Annotated in this window: 22 protein-coding genes; 11 read left to right on the top strand and 11 right to left on the bottom strand. The window is 71.8% G+C overall.

The features are described from left to right. From AC4BGC_RS19265 to AC4BGC_RS19235, 7 genes are all read right to left on the bottom strand, one after another. The gene (locus AC4BGC_RS19265) at window positions 1-720 is read right to left on the bottom strand and encodes a type II secretion system F family protein (protein ID WP_490557166.1); all 720 of its coding nucleotides are present in this window, start codon (window positions 718-720) and stop codon (window positions 1-3) included. Further along, complete coding sequence (locus AC4BGC_RS19260; RefSeq protein WP_490557165.1) at window positions 717-1,517, bottom strand: type II secretion system F family protein; 801 nt, start codon at window positions 1,515-1,517, stop codon at window positions 717-719. Before AC4BGC_RS19260 ends, AC4BGC_RS19265 begins: the two co-directional genes overlap by 4 nt. Further along, window positions 1,514-2,683 (bottom strand): TadA family conjugal transfer-associated ATPase, encoded by a 1,170-nt coding sequence (locus tag AC4BGC_RS19255; protein ID WP_490557164.1) that lies wholly within the window; start codon window positions 2,681-2,683, stop codon window positions 1,514-1,516. Before AC4BGC_RS19255 ends, AC4BGC_RS19260 begins: the two co-directional genes overlap by 4 nt. Next, window positions 2,680-3,759, bottom strand: a complete 1,080-nt coding sequence (gene ssd / locus AC4BGC_RS19250) for a septum site-determining protein Ssd (RefSeq protein ID WP_490557163.1) — start codon at window positions 3,757-3,759, stop codon at window positions 2,680-2,682. The genes AC4BGC_RS19255 and ssd overlap by 4 nt, the downstream gene beginning before the upstream one ends. Before the next feature lie 105 nt (window positions 3,760-3,864). Next, on the bottom strand, window positions 3,865-7,227 hold the full coding sequence (gene lysX / locus AC4BGC_RS19245; protein ID WP_490557162.1) for a bifunctional lysylphosphatidylglycerol synthetase/lysine--tRNA ligase LysX: 3,363 nt from the start codon (window positions 7,225-7,227) through the stop codon (window positions 3,865-3,867). Then, window positions 7,224-7,898 carry a DUF998 domain-containing protein gene (locus tag AC4BGC_RS19240; RefSeq protein WP_490557161.1) on the bottom strand — a complete coding sequence of 225 codons (675 nt, stop codon included), beginning with the start codon at window positions 7,896-7,898 and terminating at the stop codon, window positions 7,224-7,226. The genes lysX and AC4BGC_RS19240 overlap by 4 nt, the downstream gene beginning before the upstream one ends. Continuing rightward, a complete protein-coding gene (locus AC4BGC_RS19235) occupies window positions 7,895-9,202 on the bottom strand; it encodes an LssY C-terminal domain-containing protein (protein ID WP_490557160.1) in 1,308 nt (435 codons plus the stop codon). Before AC4BGC_RS19235 ends, AC4BGC_RS19240 begins: the two co-directional genes overlap by 4 nt. 103 nt (window positions 9,203-9,305) lie before the next feature. Between AC4BGC_RS19235 and AC4BGC_RS19230 the strand changes: the two genes are divergently transcribed. Together AC4BGC_RS19230 and AC4BGC_RS19225 are read left to right on the top strand one after the other, a co-directional pair. Beyond that, complete coding sequence (locus AC4BGC_RS19230) at window positions 9,306-10,193, top strand: DMT family protein (protein ID WP_490557159.1); 888 nt, start codon at window positions 9,306-9,308, stop codon at window positions 10,191-10,193. A 38-nt stretch (window positions 10,194-10,231) separates the two neighbouring features. Then, window positions 10,232-11,038 carry an HAD family hydrolase gene (locus AC4BGC_RS19225; protein WP_490549070.1) on the top strand — a complete coding sequence of 269 codons (807 nt, stop codon included), beginning with the start codon at window positions 10,232-10,234 and terminating at the stop codon, window positions 11,036-11,038. Window positions 11,039-11,309: 271 nt separating this feature from the next. On the opposite strand, the gene AC4BGC_RS19220 is transcribed toward AC4BGC_RS19225, so the two are convergent. After that, window positions 11,310-12,047, bottom strand: a complete 738-nt coding sequence (locus AC4BGC_RS19220) for a Fic family protein (protein WP_490557158.1) — start codon at window positions 12,045-12,047, stop codon at window positions 11,310-11,312. A 32-nt stretch (window positions 12,048-12,079) separates the two neighbouring features. Here AC4BGC_RS19220 and AC4BGC_RS19215 point away from each other — a divergent pair, with 32 nt between their 5' ends. The 8 genes from AC4BGC_RS19215 (at window position 12,080) to acs (ending at window position 21,114) form a co-directional block, all read left to right on the top strand. After that, window positions 12,080-12,967 (top strand): class I SAM-dependent methyltransferase, encoded by an 888-nt coding sequence (locus AC4BGC_RS19215; protein ID WP_490549073.1) that lies wholly within the window; start codon window positions 12,080-12,082, stop codon window positions 12,965-12,967. Between the two features lie 7 nt (window positions 12,968-12,974). After that, the gene (locus AC4BGC_RS19210) at window positions 12,975-14,105 is read left to right on the top strand and encodes a sensor histidine kinase (RefSeq protein WP_490549074.1); all 1,131 of its coding nucleotides are present in this window, start codon (window positions 12,975-12,977) and stop codon (window positions 14,103-14,105) included. Next, window positions 14,102-14,836, top strand: a complete 735-nt coding sequence (locus AC4BGC_RS19205) for a LytR/AlgR family response regulator transcription factor (RefSeq protein WP_490549075.1) — start codon at window positions 14,102-14,104, stop codon at window positions 14,834-14,836. Before AC4BGC_RS19210 ends, AC4BGC_RS19205 begins: the two co-directional genes overlap by 4 nt. Next, a complete protein-coding gene (locus AC4BGC_RS19200) occupies window positions 14,836-15,249 on the top strand; it encodes a hypothetical protein (protein ID WP_490549076.1) in 414 nt (137 codons plus the stop codon). Before AC4BGC_RS19205 ends, AC4BGC_RS19200 begins: the two co-directional genes overlap by 1 nt. A gap of 19 nt (window positions 15,250-15,268) precedes the next feature. Next, window positions 15,269-16,786, top strand: a complete 1,518-nt coding sequence (locus tag AC4BGC_RS19195) for a sodium/solute symporter (protein WP_490549077.1) — start codon at window positions 15,269-15,271, stop codon at window positions 16,784-16,786. A 163-nt stretch (window positions 16,787-16,949) separates the two neighbouring features. Further along, a complete protein-coding gene (locus tag AC4BGC_RS19190) occupies window positions 16,950-17,336 on the top strand; it encodes a DUF485 domain-containing protein (RefSeq protein ID WP_490549078.1) in 387 nt (128 codons plus the stop codon). Further along, window positions 17,333-19,000 (top strand): solute symporter family protein, encoded by a 1,668-nt coding sequence (locus AC4BGC_RS19185; RefSeq protein ID WP_490557157.1) that lies wholly within the window; start codon window positions 17,333-17,335, stop codon window positions 18,998-19,000. Before AC4BGC_RS19190 ends, AC4BGC_RS19185 begins: the two co-directional genes overlap by 4 nt. Before the next feature lie 119 nt (window positions 19,001-19,119). Next, on the top strand, window positions 19,120-21,114 hold the full coding sequence (gene acs / locus AC4BGC_RS19180; RefSeq protein WP_490549080.1) for an acetate--CoA ligase: 1,995 nt from the start codon (window positions 19,120-19,122) through the stop codon (window positions 21,112-21,114). 115 nt (window positions 21,115-21,229) lie between these two features. Here acs and AC4BGC_RS19175 read toward each other — a convergent pair whose 3' ends face one another. Beyond that, window positions 21,230-21,784 (bottom strand): NADPH-dependent FMN reductase, encoded by a 555-nt coding sequence (locus tag AC4BGC_RS19175; RefSeq protein WP_490557156.1) that lies wholly within the window; start codon window positions 21,782-21,784, stop codon window positions 21,230-21,232. Window positions 21,785-21,863: 79 nt separating this feature from the next. Beyond that, complete coding sequence (locus AC4BGC_RS19170; RefSeq protein ID WP_490557155.1) at window positions 21,864-22,895, bottom strand: TerC family protein; 1,032 nt, start codon at window positions 22,893-22,895, stop codon at window positions 21,864-21,866. A gap of 292 nt (window positions 22,896-23,187) precedes the next feature. On the opposite strand from AC4BGC_RS19170, the gene AC4BGC_RS19165 reads away from it, so the two are divergent. Continuing rightward, window positions 23,188-23,586, top strand: coding sequence for a phage holin family protein (locus AC4BGC_RS19165; protein ID WP_490557154.1), 399 nt, complete (start codon window positions 23,188-23,190; stop codon window positions 23,584-23,586). A gap of 16 nt (window positions 23,587-23,602) precedes the next feature. Here AC4BGC_RS19165 and AC4BGC_RS19160 read toward each other — a convergent pair whose 3' ends face one another. Next, entirely contained in the window at window positions 23,603-24,775 is a 1,173-nt protein-coding gene (locus AC4BGC_RS19160) for a MarP family serine protease (RefSeq protein ID WP_490549084.1), read from the bottom strand. Window positions 24,776-24,846 lie beyond the last annotated feature (71 nt).

Here is a 24,846-nt window from a genome sequence, read left to right as displayed (position 1 = left end):
TCAGAACAGGCGCATCGAGGTGAAGACACCCACCACCATGGGCACCACCCCGAGCAGCACGAACGCGGGCAGCAGGCACAGCCCGAGAGGGGCAGCCGCCTTCACCTCGATGCCGCGCGCCCTGGTCTCCACCTCTGCCGCCGCACGGTCGCGCAGCTCACCGGCGAGCTGGTGGACGGCGCGGCCCACCGGCGCCCCGGTCTCGTGCGCCCTGCCGACCGCGCGTCCCAGGGGCGCCAGCTGGGGGTCCTCGGCGACCGAACGCCAGACGACCGCGGGATCGACGCCGACGTCGAGCCGGTGGTAGATCGCGAGGAACTCCTCCCCCACCGGCCCGGGCAGGGCCCGGCTCACCGAGGCCAGCGCGGACTCGGGCGCGGCGCCGGCGTCGAGGCAGGCAGCGAGCAGGTCCACCCCGACGGGCAGGTCCTCGGCGAGCTGCTCGCGTCGGCGTACGACGGCCGGGTCCTCGGTGCGGCCGAGAACCACCCACACCGCCGCACCGCAACCGACCCCGACCGCGACCCCCACGGGTCCGCCGACCATCGCCCACCCGCCGGCGGCGCCCGCCAGGGCCAGGACGGGACGCAACCGCAACAGGCCCGCGCGTTGCGACCGTTCCGCTGGGGGCGGCGCTGCACCCGCTCGGGCCAGGGTCGGGCGGCGCGGGACCAGCAGCAGCACCACCCCCGCGCTCAGCACGGCGGCGCACCAGGTCATCGGCCGAGCACCCGGTCGGCGATCCGGTCCAGCCAGGACATTCCCGCGAACGAGAGCCCGAGCCCCAGGGCGAGGCAGACCAGGCCCGGGACGGTGCCGACCAGGAAGCCCACAGGATCACCACCGACCCCCGCGCCGAGGAGCAGCACCCCGAACGGGAGCGCGGCCAGCATCCGCGCCGTGGCATGGGCCGCGGCCAGCTCCGCGGCGACGAGCCGGGCGGTACGCCGCTCCGCGCGGATCGCCTCCGCCGCCTGCCCGACCGCCGCCGCGAGCCCGGACCCGGTCTCGTGCGCCACCTGCCAGGTCGCCGCGAGGGTGCGCAGCTGGCGACCCCCGGGCCTGGCCGCGAGCTCGCGCAGGGCTGCCGGCACATCGGCCCCAATCCGCCCCGCGGCGGACACCGGGGCGAACTCCGGCCAGGACGCAGCGGCCCGGTCCAGGCTCAGCAGCGGGGGCTGGCCGGCCGCGAGGTCGGAGGCGATCGAGTCGCACACCGCCAGGACCTGGTCGCTGCGCACCTGCGCCACCCGGTCGGCGCGGCTGCGGCGCAGGACACGCAGCAGCCCGAGTGCCGTGGCGGCGAGCAGCACCACCAGGACGAAGGTCTGCAGGGTCAGCCATGACCAGAGCACCAGCAGCGCCGCGCTCCCGCCGGTCAGCGCCAGCGCCGGCGAGATGGCCCGGTGGGGCCGGTCAGGGGCGGACCTGATCCCGGGTGAGCCGGGCACCAGGAGGGACACCGAGAGCATCGCGAGCGTGACCGCGACGCCCACGGCGACCGGGGCGGCGGTCACGACTCGACCAGCCCGCTCAACCGGTCCAGGGCCGGCCCGCCCACCAGGGCCCCGTCGGCCGCGAAGCTGACACCGGGGACCACCTCGACCGTGCCGTCCCGGGTCCGGGTGACCACCCCGATCTCCCGGACCCTGCGGCGGCCGTCGCGGCCCCGTCCGAGGTGGATCACCAGGTCCACGGCTGAGTACAGCTGGCTGTGGGTCGCCGCCCGGGTCAGGCCCGCGGCCAGTCCCAGCGCCTCGATCCGGCTGGGCACGTCGGCGGCCGAGTTGGCGTGCACGGTGGCGCAGCCACCCTCGTGGCCGGTGTTCATCGCGGCCAGCATGTCGACGACCTCGGCCCCGCGGACCTCTCCGACCACCAGCCGGTCGGGGCGCATCCGCAGTGCCTGGCGGACCAAGGTCTGCACGGTGACGGCGCCGGCGCCCTCGATGTTGGCCGGTCGGGCCTCGAGGGCGACCACGTGGGCGTGCTCGGGCCGGAGCTCCGAGGCGTCCTCGACCAGGACGAGACGTTCGTCGGCGGGGACCAGCGAGAGCAGCGCGTTGAGCAGCGTGGTCTTGCCCGAGCCGGTGCCGCCGCTGACCAGGAAGGCGAGCCGCCGCTGCACCACCTGCTCGAGGAGCGCCGCACCCTCGGTGGCCACTGCGCCCGCGTGCACCAGCTCGGCCAGCGTGAACACCCGCTGCCGCGGGACCCGCAGGGACAGCACGGTCCCGGGCCGCGAGACCGGGGCGAGCACGGCGTGGAACCGGGAGCCGTCGGGCAGCCGCAGGTCCACGTGGGGCGAGGCGTCGTCGAGCCGGCGTCTCCCGGAGGCTGCGAGACGCTGCGCCAGGCGGCGTACAGACTGGTCGTCGGCGAAGCTGATCCCGGTGAGCTCCAGGCCCGCGCCACGGTCGATCCACACCTGGTCCGCGCCGTTGACCAGGACGTCGGTGACACCCTCGAGCCGCAGCAACGGCTCCAGCGGGCCCGCGCCCACGACGTCGCGTCTCAGGGCGTCGTGCACGGCGAGGACCGTCGCGTCACCCACCGGCCTGCCCTGCTCCCGCAGCGCGCGGGCGACGAGCTGGGGCGTCAACGGCGCGGCGTCACGAGCGAGGCGTTCGCGTACGCCGTCGACCATCCCGGACAGGTCCTCGACCGGGACCGCCCCGCTCATGCCGCGGCCGTCCCCGGATGCTCGAGAAGGGAGTCCACCGCCGACCGGGCGGCCCGGGCGAGGGTCCCCCGCCGGGACCGGGCGGGCCCCGCTCCCAGGTTGATCGCCTCGTCGAGACCGCGCTGGTCGCCCATCGCCACGAGCAGCGGCATCCGGAGCAGGCGGCTCACCGACTCCGGGGAGACCCCTGCCCGCCCACCACGCGTGACCAGGTGCCGGATCGGTGTCGTCTCCGGCAGCCGGTGCGCCACCCGTGCCGCCGAGCTGACCCCCGGCACGGTCAGCGTGGAGACCAGCAGGACGTGGTCGCAGCGACCGATGGTCTCCGTGATCACGGCATCGCGGTGCCGGGGCAGGTCGATCACCACGGTGTCGAAGCCACGGCGTCCCGCGGAGAGGACCTCCCGCATCGCGAAGGCCTGCAGCGACACGGGGCGGTCCGTGGGCCAGGTCAGCACCGAGAGGGCACCCGAGCGCGGCAGGGCCTCCCGCAGGGAGCGCGAGCTCAGCCGCCCGGTGGTCTGCAGCATCGAGTCCCACCTGATCCCCTCGGAGCCCTCGAGCCCGAGCACCCGGTCGATGCCGGCGCCGATCGGGTCGGCGTCGACCAGCAGCGTCCGGCCCAGGCCGGCGGCCGTCTGCGCCAGCGCTGCCGCGAACACGGTGGCGCCGGCCCCGCCGCAGCCGCCGATCACCCCGATCGTGACCCCCGGCGCCGTACCGCCGTCGCCCACGTCGGTGAGCAGCTCGACCAGCCAGGTCTCGGAGGCCGGGAGGGCGGCGACCGACTCCGCGCCGATGCCGAGCGCCTCCCGGAACAACTCGTCACCCACCGGTGACCGGCCGAGCACGTGCACGCGGGGGCGCCGCGGCGGGCTGAGCGCAGCCAGCGAGGCGGCCCGATCCTCACCGACGAGCACCACCGAGGCGCTGCGCCACAGCCGCATCGCGTGGGTCACGTCGTGGACGACCTCCGCGACGACGCCGGCAGCCGCGCACAGCCGCTGCACGTCGGCGACCAGCAGCGGATCGGCCGAGACGAGGACGGGACCGGAGGCGGGAGCGGTGACATCCATGCTCCCGATGCTCGGCTCCCAGTGGCGGTCAGGCACCCGAGGCGGAGCCCCCTGTGGACGAAGGGCACCGCGAAAGGGTCTGTGCACGCGAACTGGCCGGTGGCCTCAGCGCTGCGGCCGGACCAGCGGGAACAGGATGGTGTCGCGGATGCTCAGACCCGTCAGGTTCATCACCAACCGGTCGATGCCCAGCCCCATGCCGCCCGTCGGGGGCATCCCGTACTCCAGGGCACGCAGGAAGTCCTCGTCGACCTGCATCGCCTCGGCGTCCCCGGCGGCCGCCAGCAGCGACTGCGCGACCAGCCGCTCCCGCTGGTCGACGGGGTCGATCAGCTCGGAGTACGCCGTGCCCTGCTCGGCGCCGAAGATGACCAGGTCCCACTTCTCGGTGAGCCGCGGGTCGCGACGGTGCGGCCGGGTCAGCGGCGCGTTCTCCTTGGGGAAGTCGGTGTAGAAGACGGGCGTGGTGGTCCTGGACTCGCACAGCTCCCCGTAGATCTCCTCGAGCACGAACCCCCAGGCCGGGTCGAGGTCGAGCTCGAGGCCGATCCGCGCGGCGTGCCCGAGCAGGACGCTGCGCGGGGTCTCGGTGGTGACCTCCTCGCCCAGGGCCTCGGAGACCGCCTCGCAGACGCTCTTCACCGGCCACTGCCCCGACAGGTCGTGCTCGACGAGCTTGCCGCCGGCATCCGGCCGGCGGGCCACCGGCTCGCCGTACACCGCGGTCGCCGCCTCCTGGATCAGCTCCTGGGTCAGCACCCGCATGGTGCCGTAGTCGCCGTAGGTCTCGTAGACCTCCAGGGAGGTGAACTCCGGGTTGTGCTTGAAGTCGGCGCCCTCGTTGCGGAACTGGCGGCCGACCTCGAAGACCTTCTCCATCCCGCCGACCAGCAGCCGCTTGAGGTGCAGCTCGGTGGCGATCCGCAGGTAGAGGTCGAGGTCGTAGGCATTGATGTGGGTCTCGAAGGGCCGGGCGTTCGCGCCGCCGTGGACGGTCTGCAGGATCGGGGTCTCGACCTCGGTGAAGCCGCGGGCCTGGAGGGAGTCCCGGATGCTGCGGACCACGGCGGCGCGACGGTACGCCGCGGTGCGCGCGTCGGGCCGCACGATCAGGTCGACGTAGCGCATCCGCACCCGCGCGTCGGGGTCGGTGAGCCCCTCGTGCTTGTCCGGCAGCGGACGCAGCGCCTTGCTGGTGAGCAGCACCGAGTCGGCACGCACGGAGAGCTCGCCATGACGGGTGGTGACCACCTCGCCGGTGACGCCGACCTGGTCGCCGAGGTCGATGGAGTGCTCCCAGAACGCCAGCTGGTCTGCCGGAAGGTGCTGGGCGTCCACCATCACCTGGAGGTCACCGCTGCCGTCGCGCAGGGTGGCGAAGCCGAGGTGCCCCATGTCGCGCTTGAGCAGGACCCGGCCGACCACGGAGACGGTGATCCCGGTCTCGGTGTCGGCAGCGAGGTCGGGGGCCACCAGGCAGCGGATCTCCGCCAGCGTGTGCGTGCGTGGTGCCGTCACCGGGTAGGGGTCGATCCCCTCGGCCCGGAGCCGGTCGAGCTTCGCGCGCCGGACCCGGATCTGCTCGGGCAGGTGGTCGGGCGAGACGGACTCCGCGACGACGTCGCGAGCCGGCGGGACCAGGGCGAGCACGGCGGCGGCGTGCTCGGCCCCGGCTGAGAGCCCCGGGCCCTCTCCCGCCAGCCCCTCCTCGGCGTGCGCGTGCCGGCGCAGCATCGCGATCGAGGGTGCGGTGAGGAACCCCTCGGCGCTCCCTGCCGCCATCCCGACCCGCGGCAGGTCGGAGGTGAACTCGTAGGCCAGGTAGCGCGGCTGCCACTCGGGGAGGTACTTGGCGTTGGAGCGGTAGAGCGACTCCAGCTGCCAGTTGCGGCTGGCCAGCAGCAGTCCCTGCCGCCAGAGCCGGGCGACGGGGCCGGCGCCGAGCTCGGCGCCACGCTGGAACGCCTCGCGGAACATCGCGAAGTTGAGCGAGACCGGCCCGATCCCGAACGTCGAGGACTCCTCGGCGAGGCTCGCGATCATCAGTTCCACAAGGCCGTTCTCCGCGGAGGAGTCCCGTCGCATCAGGTCGAGCGACAATCCCTTGCGGCCCCACGGAACGAAGCTGAGGAAGCCGCGCAGGGCACTGTCCTCGTCGTACGCCGCGACCAGGACGCACGCTTCGTCGAGCGGGTCCGCGAGCCTGCCCAGCGCCATCGAGAACCCGCGCTCGTCGCCCCCGTCCCCCCGCCAGGAGCCGGCCGCGGCGTCGAGCGCGGCGAAGTCGGACTCGGTGAGGCTCGCGTGGCGCTGCACCCGGGTCGTGTAGCCCCGGCGGCGGAGCCGGGACACCGACTGGCGCACCGACTTCATCCCGGGACCGTTGAGCGAGAAGGTGGTCAGGTCGACGATCGCCTCGTCGCCGATGTCGAGCATGGACAGCCCCGCGTCGGCGTACGCCTGGGCGCCCTCGTGCCCGGGACCCATCACCGCCAGCGACCAGCCGTTGGCACGGGCCTGGTCACGCCAGCGCGCGATCGCCTCCGGCCAGTACGCCGGATCGCCGACCGGGTTGCCGCTGGCCAGGCTGATCGAGCCGACGGTGCGGTAGGACACCCCTGCCCGCGCCGACGCGGCGGAGCCGGTGTCCCAGACCACCGCCTTGTCGCGCCGGGTGGCGAAGTAGCCGAGGGAGTCGTGCTCGCCGAAGTCGCGCAGCAGCCCGCGCACGCGGGCCTCGTCGGCGATGCCGAGGGTGCGGGTGTCGCGCCGGGGCCGGAACAGGATCGTCGCGGCGCCGAGGACGACCACGGCACCGAGCACGCCGATGACCAGCCGCACCCACCACGGTGCGTCGGCGCCGGGCCGGGCACCGGGCCCGGACCCGATCTGACCGACGTCGACCAGGATCTGGTCCAGCACGTAGACGATGGAGTCGAGGTAGCTCCTCGAGCTGCCGTGGGCGCGGACCAGCGCCGCCCCGCCCGCCAGGGTCGCCAGCCCCCCGCCCACGAACACGGCGAGTGCCGTCCACAGGCTCCCCGGAGCGCCACGGGCGGCGAACTGGTGGCGCACCCGGACAGCGAGGGCGATCACGGCCCCCACCAGCACCAGCCCGACGGCGGACAGCGCCACGTGCTCCCCGCGGTAGAGCCAGACCAGCCTGCCGACCTCGGGGACGCCCAGCCACCAGACCACGACGACCCACCACGCCGCGAGCAGCCGCCTGCGCACCGCGACGCCGGTGACCAGGAGGAGCGCGGCGTAGACCAGGCTGGGCACGACCGGGATGGTCAGCAGGGACACCGGATCGGTGGACCTCTCGAAGTACCGGCGCCAGGACGGCACCACCGAGGCCACTGCCACCAGCGCGGCGAAGGCGAACAGGCCGGCCGCGAACCGGTCCGGCCACCGGTCGTCGGTCGGCAGGTGGCGGCGCACTCCGTGCTCTGCGACCGGTTCACTCATCCGGCTCGTCCCCGGTCCCGGACGGTGCTCGCTCGGGCCCGGGCCCCGAGCACGCCGAGGCAGCCCAGCCAGGCGCTGATCGTGAGGATGTCGACGCGCTGGCTGATGCCGCCCGCCCAGCGGCGGGCCACGTGGGGGCGCGCGTAGCCGTGCACCGCGCTGCTGCCGGCCCCGAGCAGCAGCACCGTCACCGCGGCCCGGCGGATCCAGCGGGGCCCGCGGTCCCGGGTTGCCACCCAGGACGCCGCCACGCCGAGGTAGATCGCAGCGTCGCCGACGACGCTGGCCCCGTCGTGCACGTCGTTACGGGGCCGCAGGTCGAGCACGCCGAGCGCGTGCGCCAGACCCGGACCGCAGGGCGTGGGGACGACGCCTGCCACCACGGTGGCACCGGCGAACACGGCGGTGGCGCCGGTGGCCACCTCACGTGCCGGCCCCGGCGGGAGCGCGGCGCGCGCCATCGGCAGCAGCGCGAGGGTCATCGCCGCGCTCCCGACCTCGCCCACCCGGTACACCCATGCCTGCGGCTCGTCCGGAGCTGCCAGCTCGCTGACCGAGTGCGTCAGGCTCGCCGGGCCGCGGCGTACCAGGTCGAGGACGAAGTTGGCGTAGAGGAGCCCGGCACCGATCCCGAGGACGGCCGGCACCAGGGCGCGGCGCCGGGTCCTCACGGTCGCTCCCCCGGCGCCCCGCGAGCGCCCGACCCGGCCCTGGGGGTCGCCTTCTCCGTCGCCCTCCCGGTGGCCCTGCCCAGGGTGTAGTCCCGGGTCTCCGGGCTGGACAGTGCCAGCAGCACCAGGATGCTGCCGCCCGCGGTGAGCAGCTGCGCCATTCCGAGCGGCTCCTGGCGGCCCGTCCAGGAGACCGCCATCGAGGCCACCGCGGTCACCGAGCAGCCGGCGACGAGCAGCAACCGGGCCCAGTTCCGCCCGGTCAGGACGGCGAACGCCAGACCGCTCTCGCACACAGCAAGGACGATGAACACCACCACGGTCGGGGTGACGGACTCCCGGATCGCGTACACGGCCGCACCCACGCCGTACGTCGCCGCGCGGGCGAGCGCGAGGCCGGAGCCGACGAGGACGAGCTCCGGGACCGCGGACGTCTGACCTTCGTGCTCGGGGGCGGCCCGGGCCGCCCGAGCGGTCCGGGCCCGGACGGGTCCCAGGTCGAGGATGGGAAGGTCGCCGTCGGTGCGGATCCGGTCCCCACCGCCGTTGCGATGGTGGTACCCGGAAGAGAAGTTCTCGATCACGCTGACCTCCGCCCCGGGCACCGAGGCGCACACCGACTCGACGACGAAGTCGCGTTCGACGTCGGTGTCCTCCTCGATGCGATGGGTGAACTGCAGGGTGAACAGGGACAGCCCGACGCCACGGTCGAAAGTGGCCGCGGCCAGCCAGTCGGCCCGGAAGCCACCGGGGAGCAGCCATCCGTCAGGACACCGCCAGAACCGGATGTGGTGCCGCTGCCAGGGTGTGCCCGCGACCTCCTGCTCGTAGGCGAAGTCCTGCGTGCGACCGAAGAGCTGCAGCGCACTCACCGGAGCGGCCGCATAGCTGCGGTGGACCAGTACGCCGCGGACGATGCCGACTGCGGTCCGCACCCCCAGCGGGTCCGCCAGCGTCCACCCCGCCCGGAGCATCGCGCCGTGCACCTGCTCCTCCTCCCCCAGCCACCCGAGGTTCACCGGGTCGCCGAGCAACCCGTCGCGGGTGCGGGTGCGGCCGACGAAGTAGCCGGGCAGGTAGATCGAGGTGAGGATCCGGTGCAGGCGCGGCAGCGCCAGGTAGGTGAAGAAGATCCAGAACAGGAACAGCACCAGCGTCGGGAGACCGTCGCGGATCCCGTCGCGCAGCAGGACGTAGGCGAACCAGATGGCGGTCACGCCCGAGAGCGCGAAGAGCCAGCCGTCGAGCACGTTGCTCCACGAGCGTGTCCGGTCCGCCGAGCGACCGCGCTCCACAGGAGCCATGCCCTCCAGTGTGCCTGTCCCCCGGCTGCCTCCCGACGGCTCAGGCCCGGAGCCAGCGCGGCACCCACCGGCGCGGCGTGGCAGCGCTGGGTAGCGTGGAGTGATGCTTCTCGGGCTGCTCGCGGCCGCCGGGGCCGCGCTCTGCTACGGCGTGAGCTCGATCCTCGAGGCGCTCGCCGCGCGGCGCACCGCCGCCGTACAAGGGCTCGATCCCCGGCTGCTGGTCCGCCTGCTCCGGTCCTGGACGTACGTCGCCGGCGTCGGCATCGACGGGGCCGGGTTCCTGCTCAGCCTCGTCGCGGTCCGGAGCCTGCCGATCTTCGTGGTGCAGGCGATCGTCGCCAGCTTCCTGGCGATCACGGCCCTCCTGGGCGCCGTGGTCCTCCGGACACCGCTGACGCAGGCGGACCGGATCGGGATCACGGTCGTGGTCGGCGGACTGGTGCTGGTGGCCGCCTCGGCCACCGAGGACCGCACCGTGGAGGCCAGCGACGCCGAGCAGTGGGGCGTGCTGCTGACGACCGTGGTGCTGGCCCTTGCGGCGATCCCGCTCGCGCGACTGCGTGGGCCAGCGGGTGCCCGGGCACTGGGCACCGTCGCCGGTCTGGCCTTCGGGGCCACCGCGGTCGCGTCCCGGATGCTGCCGGGCGACCTGGCACCCCGGCACCTCCTCGACGAGGTCGGCCCGCTGCTGCAGAGTCCGGCGACGTACGCGCTGGTGGTGGCCGGGGGGGTCGCGATGCTCACCTACTCGATCGCACTCCAGCGCGGCAGCGTCACCGAGGCCACCGCACCCCTGGTCATCGGCGAGACCGTGGTCCCCGCACTGGTGGGCCTGCTCCTGCTCGGCGACCAGCCCCGCCCGGGCTGGGGGGCCGTCGCGTTGGCCGGGTTCGTCCTGGCCGTGGCCGGCGCGGTCAGCCTGGCGCGCCACGGCGAGGCCCAGCCCACGCCGGGGCAGCGCGAGCCCGCGGCGCCGAAATCGCCATAGGCCGTGGGCGAATCACCCGATCTGCCTACACTCAAGACATGAGCCCGGTGGTCCACCCGACGGCAGCATTCTTCGACCTCGACAAGACGATCATCGCCCGGTCGAGCACGCTGGCGTTCAGCCGCGTCTTCCAGGAGGGTGGCCTGATCTCCCGCGGTGCGGTGCTGCGCTCGGCGTACGCCCAGTTCGTCTATCTCGTCGGTGGCGCCGACCACGACCAGATGGAGAAGATGCGGCAGTTCATGTCGCAGCTGTGCGCCGGCTGGGACGTCGAGACGGTCAAGGAGATCGTCGCCGACACCTTGCACAACATCGTCGACCCGCTCGTGTACGACGAGGCCGTCAGCCTGATCGAGACCCATCACCTGGCCGGGCGCGACGTGATCATCGTCTCGACCAGCGGCTCCGAGGTCGTCGAGCCGATCGGCGAGATGCTCGGCGCCGACAAGGTCATCGCCACCCGGATGGAGGTGGCCGAGGGCAAGTACACCGGCGACATCCGCTACTACGCCTACGCCGAGAACAAGGCCAAGGCGATCCGCGAGCTCGCGGACGAGCGCGGCTACGACCTCGACCGGTGCTACGCCTACAGCGACTCGATCACCGACGTGCACATGCTCGAGGCCGTCGGGCACCCCTACGCGGTCAACCCGGACAAGGACCTGCGCCGGGTCGCGCGCGAGCGCGGCTGGCCGATCCTGGTCTTCGACAAGCCCGTCGCGCTGCGCAGCCGGATGCACCTTCCCTCCGCCGCACCGACCCTGGCGGCACTGACGGTGGGCGGGGTGGCCGCGCTCGGCACCGCGTACTGGCTGATCGCCAGGCGCCGCCGCACCGCGGCCTGAGGATCCCCGGAACTGGGCTCCACCACCCTTGTGCTGCCCGGGCACCCGGCGTACAAATGGAGGCAGGAAAACCCAAGAACGCACACGGTGGCGGTACCCACGCGGCGATCTACCCTTTTTCAGGGCGTGGTCCCCCGGATCCTCCGGCGGCCACAGTTAGACAGTGCACGCATGGTAGCCACCCTCCGTGTGTAGAGCGGCATCGAGAATCTCCAGAGCTATCTGGAGATTCCCGGTGCCGCTCATCCATGTGGGGTCCTTCGCCACCGGCTCAGTCGGTGCGCAGCGGGCTCGCCTCGGCGCCCTTGGCCTGGGCCAGCGCCGCGTAGAGCAGCCAGGAGTGCACCCCGTTGCGCCCGCCGTCGCGGTAGCCGCGCAGGTTCGACTCGTACTCCGCCCGCAGCGCGAGATGCCCCGCCTCGGGTACGACGAGCGAGGCCGGGTCGACGCCGCGGGACACCAGCAGCAGCCGCTCGGCCGCACGCGCGACGATCCCGTTGTGGTCGGCGAAGGCCTCGGCCGCCACCAGCTCAGCGTGGACCAGCGAGGCGACCAGCAGGGCGGGTGCGGTGGTGGCCAGCAGGGTCCGGGCCAGCGACTGCAGCCGGTCGGCCTTGGCGGGCGAGACCGGCTGGCCGGGCGAGGCGCCGCCGGTGAGCGCGTGCAGCCGGGCGAAGGCCTGCGCCGGCGACCGGTTCAGCACCGGCGCGAGGGAGAGCAGCTCGGTGCTCACCCGTACCGCGGCCTGCGCGACCGGGTCACCCGAGCCGGTGCGCACCTCCTCCGGCGAGGACGTCGAGCCGGCCAGCACCGCACTGGCGTGGGCGCCGCGCAGCAGGGACTCCCCGGTCTGCTCCGGCCTGGTCCGCCGCAGCCCGCGGTCGCGGAGCATCACGTCGATCCCGTCACGCGTCGCCGCGAACGCGGAGGGCACTCCCTCGAGCTCGGTGAGCCAGGCAAGGGGGTCGGGCTCGGGGTCCCGGCGGGACCCGGTGGGCGGGTGGGGCACGGCGGGAAGGATATCGGGTAACTTCGAGCGCGATGAGCGAGCCCGGGAGCAAGCAGAACCAGCCACCTGCACGGTCCTTCGGGGCGGTGGCCGATGCCTACGACCGTGCCCGCCCGTCGTACCCGGAGGAAGCGGTCACCTGGATGACCGGGCCGGCGAGGTCCACCGTGGTCGACCTCGGTGCCGGGACCGGCAAGCTCACCGAGCCGCTGCACGCCGCCGGCCACGCCGTCCTCGCGATGGACCCGCTGCCCGAGATGCTCGCGCTCCTCGCCAGGCGGGTCCCGGCCCCGCACGTGCTGGCCGCCGCGGAGCACATCCCGCTGCGTTCGCGCTCGGTCGACCTCGTGGTGTGCGGTCAGTCCTTCCACTGGTTCGACCACGACCTCGCACTGGCCGAGATCGCCCGGGTGCTGCGCCCCGGAGGCGTGCTCGCGCTGGCCTACAACACCTACGACGTGAGCATCCCGTGGGTACGCCGGCTCAAGGGCCTGATCTCACCGGACATGGGCACCGGCGACGAGGCCGCGATGCCGCTGATGGAGACCCCCTACTTCGGGTTCGTGGAGAAGAGCCAGTTCCGGTTCTGGCAGCCGCACACCGCCGCCAGCCTGGCCGACCTGACCCGCTCGGTCGCCCACGTCGCGACGATGAGCGAGTCCGAGCGCGCCCGGGTGCTGGCGAAGGTCGACTCCCTGTACGCCGAGTACGGCCGCGGTCACGACGGGATGCAGCTGCCCTGGGTGACCAGGTGCTACCGGGCCGTCGTACGCCACCAGGAGCTGCCGCCCGAGCCACCGCCGCCCCGGCGCCGCGAGGTGCCGCCGCCCGGCCTCGAGGAGGAGGCGCCCGGCCTGCCGGTCGCCAGGCAGCGCAAGCCCCCGGAGGACCCGGGCACCCAGCTGATCGACTTCCGGTGAGCTAGCCGTGGCCTTCGAGGCTCTCCGGAGCCGGTGGTACGCCCGGCAGCTCGGCAGCGACGCCGACCTCGCCACCTTCCGGACGCTGCACACGGCCTCGCTGGCCTCCCCCGCACTACGCCAGGGGCTGAACGCCGAGTCGGTCGAGCGCAGCCTGCGGCACCTGCGCAACCTCCTCGGCACCCCGGCCGTGGCGATCGCCGACACCCACACCCTGCTCGGGTACGACGGCCTCTCCACCCACCACACCGACCAGGCGGGCGAGCTGGCCCGGCGCGCCGTGGAGGCCGCGAGCACCGTCGTGGCCGGTCGCTCGGACCTCGACTGCTCGACTGAGGGGTGCCTGGTCCAGCACGCCATCGCGAGCCCGCTGGTCGTCGACGACCGGGTCGCCGGCGCGCTGGTCGCACTCACCGACGAGGCCTCCGCGAGCCTGCTGCGCGCCACCGAGGAGGTCGCGGCCTGGGTCTCGGGGCAGCTCGAGCTCGCCGAGCTCGACGAGTCGCGGCACCGGCTGGTGCGCGCCGAGGTGCGGGCGCTGCGGGCGCAGATCAGCCCGCACTTCATCTACAACTCCCTCGGCGCGATCGCCTCGTTCGTGCGCACCGACCCCGACCGGGCGCGCGACCTGCTGCTGGAGTTCGCCGACTTCACCCGGTACTCGTTCCGCCAGCACGGCGACTTCACCACCCTGGCCGAGGAGCTGCGCTCGGTGGAGCGCTACCTGCTGCTCGAGCAGGCCCGCTTCGGCGACCGGTTGCGAGTCACCCTGCAGGTGGCGCCGGAGGTGCTCGGCGTGAACATCCCGTTCCTGTGCCTGCAGCCGCTCGTGGAGAACGCGGTGCAGCACGGCCTCGGCCCCCTTGCGCGGGGAGGCCACATCTCCATCGTCGCCCGCGACTCCGACCGCGAGTGCCTCATCTCGATCGAGGACGACGGCGCCGGCCAGGACCCCGAACGGATCCGGGCCGTGCTCGCCGGGGAGTCCGGAGGCGAGTCGGTCGGGCTCGCCAACGTGGACGAGCGGCTGCGCACCACCTTCGGTGACGAATACGGTCTGGTGGTGGAGACAGCACGCGGCGCCGGCACCAAGGTCGTCGTACGCGTGCCGAAGTTCGCCCCCGGGGTCGCACCGTGAGCGCCCTCCCGGCGGCCCTGCGGGTGCTGGTCATCGACGACGAGCGGCCCGCCCTCGACGAGCTGCGCTACCTGCTCGAGCGCGACGAGCGCATCGCGGAGGTGCACACCACCGACTCCTCGACCGAGGCGCTGCGGCTGCTCCAGCAGCTCGAGGTCGACGCCGTGTTCCTCGACGTGCAGATGCCGGGCCTCACCGGCATCGAGCTCGCGCAGGTGCTGTCGCGCTTCCGGACACCCCCAGCCACCGTCTTCGTGACCGCCCACGAGCAGCACGCCGTGGACGCGTTCGACCTCAACGCCGTGGACTACGTGCTCAAGCCGGTGCGCTCGGAGCGCCTTGCCGAGGCCGTACGCCGGATCATCGCCGTCGCGCCGGCGGAGCAGGCCGAGGCGCAGGTGGCCGTCGAGCTCGGCGGGGTGACTCGGTTCGTGCCGCTCTCGCAGATCCGCTACGTCGAGGCCGAGGGCGACTACGCCCGGCTGCACACGGCCGAGGGGACCCACCTCGTCCGGGTACCGCTGAGCCAGCTCGAGGCCGACTGGGCCGACGCCGGCTTCGTGCGGATCCACCGCTCGCTGCTGATCGCGACCGGGTTCGTGGAGGAGGTGCGCGTCGACGCCGGCCGGTGCTCGGTGCTGGTCGACGGCCGCGAGCTGCAGGTCAGCCGTCGCCACACCCGCGAGCTGAGGGACCTCCTGGTCCGGGCCGCGCGGCCCGGGGCGACCTGATGAGCCAGACCCCGTCCCAGGGACCCGCCCAGGAAACACACCAGCCACCCCCGCAGCGCGTCCGCGTCACCAGCCCCTGGACCGAGCGACCGCGGCTGCATCCCCGTCCCAGCGCCACCTCCGAGATCGACGCGCAGAGCGAGGTCGGCGACATCTACGTCAGCACCCTGCTGCGGGCCCAGCTCCGGCTCGCGCTCGGGACCCTGGCGCTGCTCGCGCTCACCATCGGCCTGCTCCCACTGGTGTTCACCCTCGTCCCGGCCCTGACCACCCGGCAGGTGCTCGGGATGCCGGTCTCGTGGGGAGTCCTCGCGTTCGGCTGCTACCCGGTGCTGGTCGCGCTGGGATGGCGCTACCAGCGTCGGGCCGACCGCAACGAGCGGGCCTTCGCCCGGGTGGTCGAGCGGTCATGAGGCCCGTCGGCGGCGGGCCGTGAACCTCGCCTTCGGCTTCGTCGCGGTCGTGCTCGTCACCATCGCCACGTTGGCGATCGGCACGTGGGGGCTGAAGTTCAGCCGGACCACGTCGGATTTCTTCGTCGCCTCACGCTCGGTACGCCCCGGGCTCAACGCGTCCGCGATCAGCGGGGAGTACCTCTCCGCGGCGTCCTTCCTCGGGATCGCCGGGCTGGTGCTCACCTTCGGCGCGGAGATGCTCTGGTACCCGGTCGGCTGGACCGCCGGCTACCTCGTCCTGCTCGTGCTGGTGGCCGCCCCGCTGCGCCGCTCGGGCGCCTACACGCTGCCCGACTTCGCCGAGGCCCGGCTCGACTCGCGCACGGTCCGCACGCTCGCCTCGGTGATGGTGGTGGCGATCGGCTGGCTCTACGTGATGCCGCAGCTGCAGGGCGCCGGAGTGGCCCTGCGGACGGCGACCGGCCTCCCTGCCTGGGCAGGCGGCCTGGTGGTCGCGGTCGTCGTACTCCTCAACGTGCTCTCGGGCGGGATGCGCTCGATCACCTTCGTCCAGGCCTTCCAGTACTGGCTCAAGCTGGTCGCGCTCCTGGTCCCGCTGGTGTTCCTGGTCATCGTCTGGCTCGGTGACGGCGGCCGCTCCCCGGCCGACCCGGCCCTGTTCGTGGGGGGCCTGTCCGGGGAGTCGTGGGCGGACCCGATCGCGTTCGCGGGAGACCACCCGCTGTACTCGACGTACTCCCTGATGATCGCGACCTTCCTCGGCACGATGGGGCTGCCGCACGTGGTGGTGCGCTTCTACACCAACCCCGACGGCCGCGCGGCCAGGCAGACGACCGTGGCAGTGCTTGCGCTGCTGGGGCTGTTCTACGTCCTCCCGCCGGTGTACGCCGCCCTCGGCCGTCTCTACGCCCCCGACCTCGTCGGCAGCGGGCAGGCGGACTCGGTCGTGCTCGAGCTGCCCTCGCGGATGATCGGCGACCTCGGCGGCGAGCTGCTCACGGCGCTCCTCACCGCCGGTGCGTTCGCCGCCTTCCTGGCCACCAGCTCGGGTCTGACCATCGCGGTCGCCGGGGTGATCACCCAGGACGTGATGAGCAAGCGTGTCGAAGGAGTCACCGCGTTCCGGCTCAGCGCCGTGGTGGCGGTGGTGGTGCCGTTCCTGCTCGCGCTCCTCGCCCGCGACGTGGCGGTGGCCACCGTGGTCGGGCTGGCGTTCGCGATGGCCGCGGCCACGTTCTGCCCGCTGCTGGTGCTCGGCATCTGGTGGCGCGGCCTCACCGACGCCGGCGCGCTGGCAGGCCTGCTGGTGGGTGGTGCGCTCACCGGGGGCGCCGTCGTGGACAACCTGCTCACGGACCGCTCCGGCGGCTGGTTCGCCGCGCTGGTGGACCAGCCGGCCGCCTGGGCGGTGCCGTTGTCGTTCGCCACGATGGTGGTGGTCTCGCGGCTCACCCGGCACAGGGTCCCGGCGCACACCAAGCGGTTCATGGTCCGGCTGCACACCCCGGAGACGGTCCAGCTCGACCGCGGCTGAGCATGAGCCCGGCCCGCTGGGTGACCGTTCGTCGTACTCCATCGACCGCTGGGCGATGCGCGGCGCCCGCCTGCCGAGCGGCTGCCGCGCGGCTGTGGCGCCCGGTCGGCGCGGCTGCCACGGTGACGTGCATCACAGCGACTCCTTCGAAGGGTGCCACGCCATGTCCGAACCGAGCACGGAACGCCGTCCCGGGAACGTCTCATATCAAGCCTCACGACACGATCCGGTCTACGACCGCCTGGCCGAGACGGCCGAGTTCGCCGAGCTGCGCCGCCGGTACCGCGGGTTCGCGTTCCCGGCGACCATCGCCTTCCTGGTCTGGTACCTGCTCTACGTGGTGATGTCGAACTGGGCCACCGACTTCATGGCCCACAAGCTCGTCGGCAACATCAACGTCGCCCTGGTCTTCGGCCTGCTCCAGTTCGCGACGACCTTCATCCTCGCGTGGATCTACAGCAACTACTCCACCAAGAACCTCGACCCGCTGGCCCGCCAGCTCAACGAGGACTACGAGCAGAACCGCAACAACCGAGGTGAGGACGCATGAGCACCCACGTCAACGGCCAGCTCGTCGTGATGGCCGCAGACCACCAGCTGCTCACCAGCAGCCTGTTCCTCGCCGTGGTCGCACTGACCATCGGCATCACCTTCTGGGCCAGCCGGCAGACCAGCGGCGCCGCCGACTACTACGCGGGCGGCCGCAGCTTCAGCGGCTTCCAGAACGGCCTCGCGATCGGCGGCGACTACATGTCGGCGGCCTCGTTCCTCGGCATCTCCGGAGCGATCGCCCTGTCCGGCTACGACGGTTTCCTCTACTCGATCGGGTTCCTGGTCGCGTGGCTGGTCGCGCTGCTCCTCGTCGCCGAGGTGCTCCGCAACTCCGGTCGCTACACGATGGCCGACCAGCTCGCCTACCGGATGAAGCAGCGGCCGGTGCGTCAGGCCGCCGCGACCTCGACGGTGGTCGTCTCGATCTTCTACCTGCTCGCCCAGATGGTCGGTGCGGGCACGCTGGTCTCGCTGCTGCTCGGCGTCGACAGCCAGACGGCGATCAACCTGACCATCTTCGCGGTCGGCATCCTGATGGTCTTCTACGTGACCGTCGGCGGGATGAAGGGCACCACCTGGGTGCAGATCGTCAAGGCGGTCCTGCTGATGGCCGGATCCGCGCTGATCGTCGTACTCGTGCTGATCGAGTTCAACTTCAACCTCTCCGACCTCCTCGGCACCGCCGCCACCAACAGCGGCAAGGGGTCGTCGTTCCTGGAGCCCGGCCTGAAGTACGGCGCGACCACGACCAGCAAGATCGACTTCCTCAGCCTCGGCATCGCGCTGGTGCTCGGCACGGCCGGCCTGCCGCACATCCTGATCCGCTTCTACACGGTCCCGACGTCGCGAGACGCCCGCAAGTCCGTGCTCTGGGCGATCGGGCTGATCGGCGTCTTCTACCTGTTCACGCTGGTCCTCGGCTTCGGTGCCGCGGCGCTGCTGAACAAGGGCGACATGGAGCGCACCGCGGCCTCCGGCGGCAACCTGGCCTCACCGCTGCTCGCCGAGACGGTCGGTGGCGGTGCCGGCTCCACCGGTGGCGCGATCCTGCTGGCGCTGATCGCGGCGGTCGCCTTCGCCACCATCCTCGCGGTGGTCGCGGGCCTGACGCTCACCTCGAGCGCCAGCGTGGCCCACGACCTCTACAACAGCGTGTGGCGCAAGGGGAAGGCCACCGAGCGCGAGGAGCTCAAGGTCGCCCGCATCGCTGCCGGTGTGATCGGCCTGGTGGCGATCCTGCTGGCGATCCCGGCCCAGAAGCTCAACATCGCCTTCCTGGTGGCGCTGGCCTTCGCGGTCGCCGCCTCGGCGAACCTGCCGGCGATCGTCTACAACATGTTCTGGCGCCGGTTCAACACCCGCGGGGCGGTGTGGAGCATCTACGGCGGCCTCATCTCATCGGTCGGACTGGTGATCTTCAGCCCGATCATGTCCGGCAAGGGCCTGGACCCCTCCGGGAAGAACCTGTCGATCCTGCCGACCAGCATCGACATCTCCTGGTTCCCGCTGGAGAACCCGGGCATCGTCTCGATCCCGCTCGGCTTCCTGCTCGGCTACATCGGCTCGGTCACCTCCAAGGAGCCCGAGTCCGAGGAGCGCTACACCGAGCTCGAGGTGCGCGCCCTCACGGGTGCGGGATCGGAGGCTGCGGTCAGCCACTGACCCGGGCGCTCGCGTGCAAGCGTCCGGGCGGTCCCACGGGGTCGTCCGGACGCTGCCCGGAGAGTAGGTTTCGAGACACCGAACGTGACACCAACCACAGGACACGAGGAGCGACACCGATGAGCGACGAGTCCAACGGGACCCTGGCCAACCTGGCGAACGAGGAGCGCCGGTTCGACCCGCCGGCCGAGTTCGCGGAGCAGGCAAACCTCACGGCCGACGCCTACGACGAGGCGGAGAAGGACCGGCTGGCCTTCTGGGAGAAGCAGGCCGAGCGACTCGACTGGGACACCAAGTGGGACCAGGTGCTCGACTGGGACAACCCCCCGTTCGCGAAGTGGTTCGTCGGCGGCAAGATCAACGCGGCCTACAACTGCGTCGACCGCCACGTCGAGAACGGCGCCGGCGACAAGGTCGCGTTCCACTGGGTCGGCGAGCCCGAGGACGACACCCGCGACCTGACCTACGCCGACCTCAAGGACGAGGTCTGCAAGGCCGCGAACGCGCTCATCGAGCTCGGCGTGCAGACCGGTGACCGGGTCGCGATCTACATGCCGATGATCCCGGAGACCGCGATCGCGATGCTCGCGTGCGCCCGGATCGGCGCCCCGCACACGGTGGTCTTCGGCGGGTTCTCCTCCGACGCCCTGGCCAGCCGGCTCGCGGACTGCGACGCCCAGGTCGTGATCACCTCCGACGGCGGCTACCGGCGCGGTGCGCCCTCGGCCCTGAAGCCGGCGGTGGACGAGGCCTGCGAGAAGGCCGCGGACAAGGACCACGAGGTCCGCAAGGTGCTGGTGGTCCGTCGTACGGGCGAGGACGTGGAGTGGAACGACGACCGCGACGTGTGGTGGCACGAGCTGGTCGACTCCCAGTCCACCGAGCACGAGTGCGAGTTCTTCGACTCCGAGCACCCGCTCTACGTGATGTACACCTCCGGCACCACCGGCAAGCCCAAGGGCATCCTGCACACCACCGGCGGCTACCTGGTCGGCTGCGCGTACACGCACTGGGGGATCTTCGACCTCAAGGAGGACGACGTCTACTGGTGCACCGCCGACGTCGGCTGGGTGACCGGCCACTCGTACGGCGTCTACGGCCCGCTCGCCAACCAGGCCACCTCGGTGATGTACGAGGGCACCCCCGACACCCCGGACAAGGGCCGCTGGTGGGAGATCTGCGAGAAGTACGGCGTCACGATCTTCTACACCGCGCCGACCGCGATCCGGACGTTCATGAAGTGGGGCGACGACATCCCCACCAAGCACGACCTGTCCAAGCTGCGGCTGCTCGGCTCGGTGGGCGAGTCGATCAACCCCGAGGCCTACGTCTGGTACCGCGAGACCATCGGCCGGGGCGAGACCCCGATCGTCGACACCTGGTGGCAGACCGAGACCGGCTCGATCATGATCAGCCCGCTTCCCGGCGTCACGTCGTCCAAGCCGGGCTCGGCGATGAAGTCGATCCCCGGCATCGTCACCGACGTGGTCACCGACGAGGGTGAGTCGGTACCGAACGGCTCCGGCGGCTTCCTGGTCATCCGGGAGCCCTGGCCCTCGATGCTGCGCACCATCTGGGGCGACGACGAGCGGTTCAAGGACACCTATTGGTCGCGCTTCGAGAAGCAGGGCTTCTACTTCGCCGGCGATGGCGCCAAGAAGGACGACGACGGTGACATCTGGCTGCTCGGCCGCGTCGACGACGTCATGAACGTCTCCGGCCACCGGCTCTCCACGACCGAGATCGAGTCCGCACTCGTCTCGCACCCCAAAGTGGCCGAGGCCGCTGTGGTCGGTGCTGCCGACGAGACCACCGGCCAGGCGGTGTGCGCGTTCGTGATCCTCAAGGAGTCCGCGCTCGAAGAGGGCGAGGAGGCCCCCGAATCGCTGATCCAGGAGCTGCGCCAGCACGTCCAGAAGGAGATCGGCGCGATCGCCAAGCCGCGTCAGGTGATGGTCGTGCCCGAGCTCCCGAAGACCCGTTCGGGCAAGATCATGCGCCGCCTGCTCAAGGACGTCGCCGAACACCGCGAGGTCGGTGACGTCACCACCCTCGCCGACTCCACGGTGATGGACCTGATCGGCAAGGGAATGGACTCAGACTCCAAGGAGTAGGGCAGCCCGCCCCCCGAGCCCGCCGAGACGTCGCATCTGAAATTTCAGATGGGACGTCTCGGCGGGTTTTCGGGTTTCAGATGGGACGTCTCGGCGGAGGCGGCGGGGCATCGTCTCAGGCTGCGTGGGGGTCGCTGTGGTTCATGTCCTGGCCCAGGGACGCCAGCAGGTTCCTCACCTTGGCCTCCACTCGGAAGTCGGTGAAGAAGCCGTCCACGACTGCGGCGTGGGCCGTGGGGATGCCGACGGGGTTCTCGACGGGCAGGGCGCCGGCGACACGCAGGATCCTGGTCGCGTCCTCGCGGGCCCACTGGGCGCCACGCGGCGATGGGCTCACCGAGACCACGGCGACGGGCTTGCCGGCGATCACCGCGGACCCGCGGGGCCGGGAGGCCCAGTCGACGGCGTTCTTCAGTACGCCGGGCAGGGAGCCGTTGTACTCCGGGGTCGCGACCAGCAGTGCGTCAGCGTCCGCGACGGCCGCCCGGAACGCGACGACCGCCTCGGGGGCGTCGTCGGTGTCGAGGTCCTGGTCGTAGTGCGGGAGACCACCGAGGTCGGCGTACACCTCGGCGCTCGCGCCCGCCGGGACGAGCCGTGCGATCGCCTCGGTCAGCCGGCCGGTCAGGGACTCGGCACGCAGGCTGCCCACAAGCATGAGGATCTTCATGTGACCACCCTTCGTTGCTCAGGACTGGTTGTCATGGTCAACGCCTCCCGGAGGTGGCGGATTCCCCCTGGAGCCTGCCTCAGCCGTTGTCCCAGTCACGTCGTGGGCCGGTGACCTCGTCGCGCGACTTGTCGTTCATGCTGCGGGACTTCCACAGGCTCAGGATCGTGGTGACGACCAGGGTGCCCACGATGACCGTCAGCGAGAGCCAGATCGGGATCTCCGGGGCCCACTTGATGTGCTCGCCGCCGTTGATGAACGCCAGCTCGTTCTCGTGCATCGCGTGCAGGATCAGCTTGACGCCGATGAACCCGAGCAGGAACGCGAGCCCGTAGGAGAGGTAGACCAGCCGCTCCAGCAGGCCGCCGATCAGGAAGTAGAGCTGCCGCAGCCCCATCAGCGCGAAGATGTTCGCGGTGAGCACCAGGTAGGGCTCGCTGGTGAGCCCGTAGATGGCCGGGATCGAGTCGAGCGCGAACAGCAGGTCGGTGGTGCCGAGCGCGACGATCACGATGAACATCGGCGTGATCACCTTCTTGCCGTTCTCCACCGTGAGCAGCTTGGTGCCGTGCCACTCGGTGGTGGCCGGGAACCGGCGCTCGATCAGCTTGATCAGCCGGTTCTCCTCGAACTCGTCCTCCTCGTCCTCGTCCTCCGCGCCCTCCTTGGCGAGCTTGACCGCGGTGTAGAGCAGGAAGAGGCCGAAGATGTAGAAGACCCAGCTGAAGTTGTTGATCGCGGCCGCGCCGACGGCGATGAAGATGCCGCGCATGATCAGCGCCAGCACGATGCCGACGAGCAGCGCGCTCTGCTGCAGCTGCTTGGGCACGCCGAACTTGTTCATGATGATCAAGAAGATGAACAGGTTGTCCACCGAGAGGGAGTACTCGGTCAGCCAGCCGGCGAAGAACTCGGTGCCGTACTGATGGCCGGAGAACACCCAGACCCCGATGCCGAAGATGACGGCCAGCCCGATGAAGAAGGTGAGCGCGACGCCGACCTCCTTGCGGGACGGCTCGTGCGGGCGCCGGCCGATCACGACGATGTCGAACAGCAGGACGGCGCTGGTGACGCCGATGGTCAGCCACCACACCAGGGGGGATACGTCCACGACTCTTCCTCCGGACTCGGGGACTGCACGCGCAGACGCCCTGATCGTGTTGGGGGTCCGGAGGCCTTCGCCACCTTCAGGCGACCGACGACCCCGGGCCGGGGTCTCGCGGCGCAGGGTCGGACCGAGATGGCCACCGAGTTGCCGCGAGGGAATGCTCCCCTCCAACCCCGGGAAGTCTTCCAGATCACCCAGCGGCTGGCCAAACGGACAGCCGACGGGGTGGTCACCGGCGGATCGGGCGATAGTGTGCGAGCCGACTCAAGAATTCCTCGAAGGGAAGTCACCTGCCATGTCCCAAAGCGATTCCGTGATCACGGAGGAGCCCACGATCGGCAAGCTCGTCATCGACGCCAGCCGGGACGTCTCCAGCCTGATCCAGAGCGAGATCGCCCTGGCCAAGTCAGAGCTGAAGGTCTCGGTCCGGGCAGGTGGGATGAGCATCGCCCTGTTCGCAGGCGCCGCGTTCCTCGGCCTCCTGGCGATCATCATGCTCTCCGTGGCGATCGCCTACTTCCTGCACATGACCGGTCTCGACCTGGCGTGGTGCTACCTGATCGTGTTCGCCGCCTACGTGCTGATCGCCGGCCTGCTGGCCTTCATCGGCGTCCGCAAGCTCAAGCAGGTCAAGGCACCCGAGCGCTCCATCGAGCAGGCCAAGCAGAACAAGGCACTGCTCAAGCGCGGCTGAGGCCCCGGGAGCGGCGCTACGCGCAGTTCCCGCTCGAGACCCTCTCGGTCGCGTTCAGGCCCCGTGCCGCCGCCTGGCGGACCTGGTCGGCGGTGAGGGCGTACCCGGTGTCCCGGTCACTGACCGAGGCCGCGAAGATCACGCCGAGCACGCGCCCCTCGGTCGAGACCAGCGGCCCGCCCGAGTTGCCCGGGCGGATCAGCCCCCGCAGGGCGAACACGTGCCGGGTCACGGTCCCGTTCCCGTAGATGTCGGGCGAGCGCAGCCGCTGGTCGCTGCGGATCCGCGCCGGCTGGGCGTCGAAGGGCCCGTCCTGGGGGAACCCGAGCACAGCCCCCTGCTCGCGCTCCTCGCCCCCGAGGTCGAACCGGATCGTGGGTCCGTCCAGGCGGGGGACGTCGAGCACGGCGACGTCGATGTCGGAGTTGTAGTAGACGACCGTCGCCCGCACCGAGCGGTCGTCGACCTGCACCAGCGGCTCGGTGACCCCGGCCACCACGTGCGCGTTGGTCATCAGCTTGTTCGGCGCGTAGAGGAAGCCGGTCCCCTCCACGCCGCTCCCGCAGCGGTTGTTGCTGCGGATCTTGAACACGCTCCTGGCGGCGTCCCGGATGTCCGGGTCGCGCAGCAGCCGGCGCTGCGCCTGCGGGACGCTGACGATGCGCTCGGGAGCGAACGGCTCGAGGTAGCGCGGGAAGAAGCTGGAGCCGACCACGTCGTCGAAGGAGCGCAGCGCCTGCTGCGCCCGCGCCGGCATCACGTCGTTGACCCCGACCAGGACCCGCGACTCGCGCACCTGGGGGCTGATCCCCGGGATCCGGGAGCCGCTGATCGCCACGCCCAGCGTCCACGCGACGAGCAGCACGGCCACCACGCTGAGCGCGGCGCCACCGACGGCGTCCACGGCCCGCGCCGGTTGCCAGGTCACCCGGTCGCGCAGGCGGGCACCGACGAACTGCAGGATCGCCTGCCCCATCGAGGCCATCACGAGTACGACGAACAGCGCCCCCAGCGAGACCCACAGGGAGGGCGCGGCGTCACCGAGCAGGATCGGGGCGAGCCAGATCCCACCCAGGCCGCCGAGCAGCAGGCCCGTGGTGGCGAACGCGCCGGTGATGAAGCCCTGCCAGTAACCGGAGAGCGCATAGGCCAGCGTGAGCACGACCAGGCACCAGTCGAGGAAGTTCATGGGTGCCTCTCAGCGGTCTTTCGGGCGGTCTTTCGGGCGGTCTGTCGGGCGGTCTGATGGGGCGGTCCGGC

It is taken from the genome of Nocardioides sp. Z38_18, assembly GCF_058215695.1.
Note: the sequence above shows the minus strand (reverse complement) of the source record. Positions and strands in the feature narration are given on the sequence as shown.

What these genes read in the sequence shown, in the direction of transcription:
- AC4BGC_RS19230 (WP_490557159.1), top strand. Translation starts at nt 9,306, where the DNA reads ATGCTTCTCGGGCTGCTCGCGGCCGCCGGGGCCGCGCTCTGCTACGGC.
- AC4BGC_RS19225 (WP_490549070.1), top strand. Translation starts at nt 10,232, where the DNA reads ATGAGCCCGGTGGTCCACCCGACGGCAGCATTCTTCGACCTCGACAAG.
- ssd (WP_490557163.1), bottom strand. Translation starts at nt 3,759, where the DNA reads ATGGATGTCACCGCTCCCGCCTCCGGTCCCGTCCTCGTCTCGGCCGAT.
- AC4BGC_RS19175 (WP_490557156.1), bottom strand. Translation starts at nt 21,784, where the DNA reads ATGAAGATCCTCATGCTTGTGGGCAGCCTGCGTGCCGAGTCCCTGACC.
- AC4BGC_RS19200 (WP_490549076.1), top strand. Translation starts at nt 14,836, where the DNA reads ATGAGCCAGACCCCGTCCCAGGGACCCGCCCAGGAAACACACCAGCCA.
- AC4BGC_RS19235 (WP_490557160.1), bottom strand. Translation starts at nt 9,202, where the DNA reads ATGGCTCCTGTGGAGCGCGGTCGCTCGGCGGACCGGACACGCTCGTGG.
- AC4BGC_RS19165 (WP_490557154.1), top strand. Translation starts at nt 23,188, where the DNA reads ATGTCCCAAAGCGATTCCGTGATCACGGAGGAGCCCACGATCGGCAAG.
- AC4BGC_RS19215 (WP_490549073.1), top strand. Translation starts at nt 12,080, where the DNA reads ATGAGCGAGCCCGGGAGCAAGCAGAACCAGCCACCTGCACGGTCCTTC.
- AC4BGC_RS19255 (WP_490557164.1), bottom strand. Translation starts at nt 2,683, where the DNA reads ATGAGCGGGGCGGTCCCGGTCGAGGACCTGTCCGGGATGGTCGACGGC.
- AC4BGC_RS19160 (WP_490549084.1), bottom strand. Translation starts at nt 24,775, where the DNA reads ATGAACTTCCTCGACTGGTGCCTGGTCGTGCTCACGCTGGCCTATGCG.
- AC4BGC_RS19185 (WP_490557157.1), top strand. Translation starts at nt 17,333, where the DNA reads ATGAGCACCCACGTCAACGGCCAGCTCGTCGTGATGGCCGCAGACCAC.
- lysX (WP_490557162.1), bottom strand. Translation starts at nt 7,227, where the DNA reads ATGAGTGAACCGGTCGCAGAGCACGGAGTGCGCCGCCACCTGCCGACC.
- acs (WP_490549080.1), top strand. Translation starts at nt 19,120, where the DNA reads ATGAGCGACGAGTCCAACGGGACCCTGGCCAACCTGGCGAACGAGGAG.
- AC4BGC_RS19190 (WP_490549078.1), top strand. Translation starts at nt 16,950, where the DNA reads ATGTCCGAACCGAGCACGGAACGCCGTCCCGGGAACGTCTCATATCAA.
- AC4BGC_RS19265 (WP_490557166.1), bottom strand. Translation starts at nt 720, where the DNA reads ATGACCTGGTGCGCCGCCGTGCTGAGCGCGGGGGTGGTGCTGCTGCTG.